This window comes from Streptacidiphilus melanogenes (assembly GCF_000787835.1).
GTDB classification, from domain to species: Bacteria; Actinomycetota; Actinomycetes; order Streptomycetales; family Streptomycetaceae; genus Streptacidiphilus; species Streptacidiphilus melanogenes.
On the sequence record NZ_BBPP01000057.1, the window covers coordinates 1 to 5,860 of the forward strand.

At 68.1% G+C, this 5,860-nt stretch carries 8 protein-coding genes; 7 read left to right on the forward strand and 1 reads right to left on the reverse strand.

Going from position 1 to position 5,860, the window contains the following annotated elements:
• The first annotated feature begins 44 nt into the window (after window positions 1-44).
• Window positions 45-1,640: a recombinase family protein gene (locus TR49_RS35485; protein ID WP_084725766.1), complete on the forward strand. Its 1,596-nt coding sequence runs from the start codon at window positions 45-47 to the stop codon at window positions 1,638-1,640.
• Between the two features lie 62 nt (window positions 1,641-1,702).
• Here the strand turns inward: TR49_RS35485 and TR49_RS35490 are convergent, their stop codons facing one another.
• Complete coding sequence (locus TR49_RS35490) at window positions 1,703-2,620, reverse strand: hypothetical protein (RefSeq protein ID WP_152627627.1); 918 nt, start codon at window positions 2,618-2,620, stop codon at window positions 1,703-1,705.
• 116 nt (window positions 2,621-2,736) lie between these two features.
• Between TR49_RS35490 and TR49_RS35495 the strand changes: the two genes are divergently transcribed.
• The 6 genes from TR49_RS35495 to TR49_RS42115 form a co-directional block, all read left to right on the forward strand.
• Entirely contained in the window at window positions 2,737-2,982 is a 246-nt protein-coding gene (locus TR49_RS35495; protein ID WP_084725768.1) for a helix-turn-helix transcriptional regulator, read from the forward strand.
• Complete coding sequence (locus TR49_RS35500; RefSeq protein ID WP_042389659.1) at window positions 2,982-3,170, forward strand: hypothetical protein; 189 nt, start codon at window positions 2,982-2,984, stop codon at window positions 3,168-3,170. Before TR49_RS35495 ends, TR49_RS35500 begins: the two co-directional genes overlap by 1 nt.
• Before the next feature lie 110 nt (window positions 3,171-3,280).
• Window positions 3,281-3,562, forward strand: a complete 282-nt coding sequence (locus TR49_RS35505) for a hypothetical protein (RefSeq protein ID WP_042389661.1) — start codon at window positions 3,281-3,283, stop codon at window positions 3,560-3,562.
• Entirely contained in the window at window positions 3,559-3,828 is a 270-nt protein-coding gene (locus tag TR49_RS35510; protein WP_042389663.1) for a hypothetical protein, read from the forward strand. Before TR49_RS35505 ends, TR49_RS35510 begins: the two co-directional genes overlap by 4 nt.
• 23 nt (window positions 3,829-3,851) lie before the next feature.
• Window positions 3,852-4,034: a hypothetical protein gene (locus TR49_RS35515; protein WP_152627628.1), complete on the forward strand. Its 183-nt coding sequence runs from the start codon at window positions 3,852-3,854 to the stop codon at window positions 4,032-4,034.
• 136 nt (window positions 4,035-4,170) lie between these two features.
• The coding region (locus TR49_RS42115) for a bifunctional DNA primase/polymerase (protein ID WP_236653677.1) at window positions 4,171-5,860 on the forward strand (1,690 nt) is incomplete at its 3' end.

A 5,860-nucleotide genomic window follows, 5' to 3' on the forward strand; every position in this document is an offset into this window, starting at 1 on the left:
GTCAATGGGTTCCACGAGACAGTTTTAAGCTCTATCCTGACGGCATGACAGAAGACGCCCGCCCGCGACGCCGGATGGTGATCTACGCCCGAATCTCCGACGACCGCGAAGGCCGGCAGAACGGCGTCGACCGCCAGGAGCGCCAGTGCCGCGACCTCGCCGCCAAGAACGGCGACGACATCGTCGCGGTCTACGTCGACGACGACCGAAGCGCGTACAGCGGCAAGCCACGCCCGGACTACCTCAAGATGCTTGCCTACCTTGAGGCCGGTCATGCCGACGGCGCCTATGCGCTCGCACCCACCCGCTTCTACCGGCGCCTCGACGACGGCCTCGCGTTCTTCAAGCTCATCACCGACCGCCGACTCGAGGTCCAGACGGTCAAGCAAGGCCGCTACGACCTGAGCACCGCCGATGGGCGCCGCGACGCCCTCAGGGCGGCCGTGGACGCCCAGCACGAGGCCGAGCAGATCTCGGAGCGCGTCAAGGACGCGAAGGCCGACAACGTCCTCCGTGGGGAGTACCGGGGCGGCCCGAGGCCGTTCGGCTACCGGGCCGACGGCGTCACCCCGGACTCGCTCCTGTGTCCCGGCTGCGGGGCAGTCGAGGGCTTCACCATCGACCGTGTCTGTGACAGCTGCGGCTCGGAGGCCGTGAACGCCCCGGGAAGTGAGGCGTGGCACACCGCGCAGGCCACCGACGACCTACTAGCCGGTGCCTCCCTTCGCTCGATCCGGGCGGACTGGGCACTGAAGGGGATCCGCACCGTGCCCCGGCGTCGGAAGCAGCTGGACGGGACCCGCGGCGAGCCTGAGTCGCACGAGTTCGGCGAGACCGAGATCCGACGGCTGATCCTCAGGCCTAGGAACGCTGGGCTCATCGAGCACCGCGGCGAGGTGGTAGGGCGCGCCCAGTGGGCCCCCATCGTGCTGGAAGACCGCTGGCGCGCCGCTGTGGCCCTGCTGACCAACCCCGCACGCCGCACAACGACGTCTAACGCCCGCGTGTGGCTCGGGAGTGGCCTCTATCGGTGCCACTGCGGCGAGACGCTCAGAGGCAGCTCCGCGGGCGTCGGCGGCACCATCAAGGCCAAGGGGAGCGGGCGCACCTCCAAGCCGGTCTATAGGTGCCGCACTGCCGCCAGCGGCCACGTGGTCCGCGACGCCATCGACCTGGACGAGTACATCGAGGGGCTCGCGGTCGAGCGCCTGTCCCGCCCGGACGCGGCCCAACTGCTGCTGCCGCGCGACGAGAAGCCATCGGAAGACTTCGCGGCGCAGGCGAACGCGCTGCGCACCAAACTGGACGGCATCTCCGACGACTACGCCGCCGACCTGATCACCCGGAAACAGATGCTCGACCAGACCGCGTTCGTCAGGGCGCGACTGGAGAACGTCGAGCAGCATATGGCCGCAGCATCCCACCGGTCGGTGCTTGCCTCCGTGCCGCTCGGTACGCCCGAGGTTGAAGACCAGTGGGCCGACTACCACCTCGACCGGAAGCGGTCGATCATCGCGGCGCTGATGACGATCACGATCTACCCGGCCCGGCGCGGCCGGCCAAAGGGGTACAAGCCGGGGAGCGGGCAGGTCTACTTCGACGACAGCACCGTCGACGTTGCCTGGAAGCGGTCCGGTTGAGAGAACGATGGAGCCCCGCCCAAAGATCGGGCGGGGCTGTTTTGCGTGTTGTCTAGCCGGGGCTAGTAGAGCACCTGGGGGTGTTCGGCGATCTTGGCTCGGATATCCCGGGCGACCTCATTGAAGGCGATCTCTACGAGTTCGCCCGCCTGGGTCCGGGCGGCGATCTCGGCGTCAATGCTGTGGCCGTAGAGAACTTGCCCAGCGACGCTGAGCAGGAGCGGTCCAACGCCGAGGCGTGATGGGGTTTCGGAGTGTGCCTCGGCTCGGTATGCCGCAACCGCTTCGCGCGCCAGTTGGTCGGGGTCGGTTGCCTGCATGGCGCGGGCGATGCGCGTGGCCTCCCGGCGGAGCTTGCTGTCGCTGGACATTTGCTCGCCAAGCCATAGAAGCAGCTTGCTACCGGGCTCCGCGCCCATGCGCCCCGACGGGCCTGGCGCCAGCCACTCTTCCTTGCGGGCCCTCTTGATCCACGTCTGGATCGTTCCCTCGGGCCTACCAAAGCGCTCGACCATGCGGTGCATCGCCCCCCGGTCCTTGCCGGGAGCTGTCTCCTCGATGTATGCGAGTGCAACCTGGCGCAGGAGTTCTTCGGTCATCTTGGTACGCCCTGTCGTCACGGGAACCTCGGCGGCTTCCGCGACAACGCTCGGTGTCAACTCGTTCTGGCGCCGCAAGTAGTCGCGTGCAGCGGCCAGAACATCACCTATGGGCAGACTCCTCAGAAGATCGCGTGTGACGCCAGCCGCCTCCTGCATCACGATCTCCATGCGGCTGATGATCAACCCGGTCGGCACCTGCGCAATGTCTCCGATGACCAGGGTTTCACGGCTGCGTGAGTGCCACTCGAAGTACAGCACGGCGGCCATGTTCGACCTGCGGTCCTCAAGTGGCGGCCCGATCGCGATGGTGCCGATTGCGGCGTCGCTATCAGTTCGCCAGCTCGGGGGCTTCGGGGATTCGGGCCGGTCGGGGCTCATGCCGGGAGCATCCCACAGAAGTCACTACTTCAGCGACGGCATCCCCTGACTAAGAACTCACTGGATCGTCCGAAGTGGTGGTTGACGACTGTCACTGGATCGGCTGTACTAGTTACATGACCGCTACGCAGGTTGCGGACCTGGTCCGCGAGCGTCTGCGCGTCCACTCCGATCTGCCCTCACCGGCCGAGCGCCGGCGCCTGAGGGAGTCGAAGGGACTGTCGCAGCAGGAACTGGCCGACATCGTCGGCGTGACCCGAGGCGCCATCAGTCATTGGGAGCGAGGCGCGCGCAGCATTCCGCGAGGCCCGCTCCTGGAGCGTTACGTGATGGCCCTGCGCGCACTCCAGGAGTGCGCCTGATGGCCACCGCTGAGTCCTTCGCTGACCGCAAGATCCGCGAGGCAGAGGAACGCGGTGACTACGCCAAGGCGAATCTCTACCGCCGCATCAAGGCCCGTGTCGATGAGGCGCCCGAGCTGACGCCCGAACAGGTCGCCCAGCTCCGGATCCTGCTGGCGCCCACTGTGAGCGCCACGGCCGCGGCCTAGCCGCAGAAATGGCGAAGGCCCCGGGGGCTGAAGCCCGAGGCCCTGTTCGCCACCACCATCGCGTCCGACTTCACAGGCCAGGGCGCATGTAGATGGAAGGCAGTAAGAACATGTTGCCACGTACCACCCACAGCCCGATAGCGGACTGGTCGCTGTTCAGCGGCGACGCGATCGTCGACCCGGCCGTGCTCGAGGAGCGCGCCACCACCCCGGTCCCGCTGGTCGCTTACACGTGCTCGATCCGGCCGAAGGGCGCCTGGGTCGACTGGACGATGTACAGCCCCGGGATCATCCTCATCGCCCACATCGCGGAGTGGAGCCCGGCGCAGGCCGTCCAGCTCGTCAGCGACGTCCTGCACCGCCCGATCATCCTCGCCGAGGTGACGCCGTGACGGACATCCTCGACGTCCCGGAGGTCACCGGCTTCGACCGGATCCCCGTGGCCATCGGCAACAGCACTCTCTTCGCGGCCCTGGACACCTGGGCGCCCGCCGAGCCCGACGGCCACGACGTCACCGAGGTCACGTTCACCTGGACGGGAGTAGGCGATCTGGAGGTCCCGCTCGCGCAGGCCGACGGAATGGTCGCCGCCCTTCGCGACTGGGTCGACCGGATCGCCGCCGCCGTGGACCGCGCACGTATGGGAGCGGCGCAGTGATCACGATGCAGGAAGCGGCGCGCATGGCCGCCACTGACCCGAAGGTCGGGCGGTTCACTCTCGCCGCCGCTGCGGCGCTGAAGTCGAACGACCCGCTCGGTGCCTTCGCCTGGTTGGCCGAGGCCGAGACGGACCCCGACCTGAAGTTCGGGTTCGAGCACGCCGCCGAGATGCTCCGCGCCAGACGCGCGGCCGACACCACCTGAGCACCACTGCTTGACGGTCGGGGGGCCGTCGGGTGCACCACCGCAGGACAGCCGGGCAGGGCGGAAACCCTCACCACCCGCCCGGCACCCCCATAAGCGCAAGGAAGAGACACGGGAGTACCAGGCAGTGGATGTGATGAGCGGTCAGCCTCAGGGCGCTGGCCCGACGTCGGGCGAGGGTCATGTGCCCGACCTACGGGCCGCGGCGGCCGAGCTCGACGCCGCCGGCCTGAACGTCATCCCCATCAAGGCGGACGGCACCAAGATGCCGAACCTGCCCAAGTGGAAGCAGTACCAGACCGAGCGCACCACCTTGGCCCAGCACGACAAGTGGTTCGCGCCGGACCGCTACGACGGCGCCCACACCGGCATCGGCTACATCTGCGGCTCGGTGTCGGGCAACGTCGGGATGGTCGAGTTCGAGGGCCGCGCGGTTGTCGACAACCTCCTCGACGAGGCCGCCGAGCTCATGGACGCGCACGGCCTCATAGAGCTGTGGGACCAGCTCACTACCGGCTACACGCGCACGTCGCCATCCGGCGGAGTCCACATCGACTTCCGCATCGTCGATGGCCCCGTCCCGCGCGGTACGAAGATCGCCCAGCGCCCAGCCCGGGACGAGGAGCTCACCGCCGAAGAGCGGGACAGGCTCAAGAAGAACCCGAAAGCCAACGTCCTGCGCTGTCTGGTCGAGACCCGTGGCGAGGGCAACCTCGTTGTGGTTGACCCGTCGCACGGCACAGTCCACCGCACTGGTCTCCCGTACCAGCGACGCAGCGGCAGCCCAGCCACGATCGCCGTGATCACCGCCGAGGAGTACGAGGCGGTGGTCGCGATCCTTGGGCTCCTCGATCAGACCCCGCGTCAGGAGTACGTGCAGCCCGGCCGGAAGCCCGCCCCCAGGCGCGATGGCGGCCGTCGCCCCGGAGACGACTTCAATGACCGCGCGGACTGGCGGGACATCCTCGCCGGAGTCTTCCGACCCCTGATGACCCATGGCCGCACCTCGTATTGGGGCTGGGCAGATGGCGTCGGCGGCGTGAAGGCAACCACCGGCCGTGACCCCGACGTTGACCGGCTCTACGTCTTCGCAACGAGTTCAGAATTCGATGCCGAGAAGGCGTACACCAAGTTCGGCGCCTACACGCTCCTGCAGCATGGCGGCGATTGGAAGGCCGCTGCCCAGGAGCTGCGCCGGCGCGGCTACGGTGACCCGCTGCCGCACGAGAAGCTGGCCACCGTCACCGAGCTGCGCCCCCGTGCTGCTACAGCGGCCACCGACGGCAGCAGCGCGCTGCAGGACGCGCCCGAGCCGATCATGGAGCACCTCGAAGCAGGCCGGCCCGCGCTCGACATCGGGGTCGAGGCCGACGCCATCGACGCGATCCTCGGACTCATGCGGGCGAGGAAGCTGCCCGAGCTGTTCACTCGCGCCGACGGCCCGGTTTGGATCACCGAGGACAACGAGTCCTACCCGGTGATGCACCACCTCAACAGCGACAACCTCCGCGCCTACATGGCCGAGTACGTCCTGACCTACACCGTGGTGAAGGACGAGGAGTCAGGGGGCACCAAGGAAGTCCGCACGCTGCTGCACCCGCGGACGTGCTCCACGATCCTGGGACGCAAGAACTGGCCCCTGCCCAAGCTGAACGGGATGGTCACCTCGCCGGTCGTTCGTCCGGACGGTTCGCTGCTGATGGCGCCGGGATATGACGACGCCACGGGGATCTTCGTTCACCCGCGCATCCCGCTGCGCCGGCTTCGGGAAGAGACCGACGCGGCTAGCCTGCGGCGGGCCTCCGAGATCATCCTCAATCAGATGC